Raw genomic sequence first — 249 nt, forward strand, 5'->3', positions numbered from 1 at the left:
CCAGCTGTTACAGCTTAAAAATGCCACGTCCGGCCAGGTATTTTGCAGCAATTTACGACCATGTTCGCCAATGCAGGACTGGCTGGAGTCGTCAATACGTCCGCCGATAATCGTCACTTCAATTTGCTTGAATTCAGCCAAAAAAAGCGCGATATGCAGGTCGCTTGTGATCACGCGAAGCGGTAAATGTGTAATCTGCCGCGCAAGTTCAATCATTGTCGTACCGGCATCAAGGACGACGGAATCCCC

General features: G+C 49.8%; 1 pseudogene. It reads right to left on the reverse strand.

Annotated elements, in window-relative coordinates:
* Positions 1-249: pseudogene (locus B0E34_RS22900) on the reverse strand (hypothetical protein); the annotation flags it as partial.

The sequence above is a fragment of the Chryseobacterium mucoviscidosis genome (assembly GCF_002177115.1).
Taxonomy (GTDB): domain Bacteria; phylum Bacteroidota; class Bacteroidia; order Flavobacteriales; family Weeksellaceae; genus Chryseobacterium; species Chryseobacterium mucoviscidosis.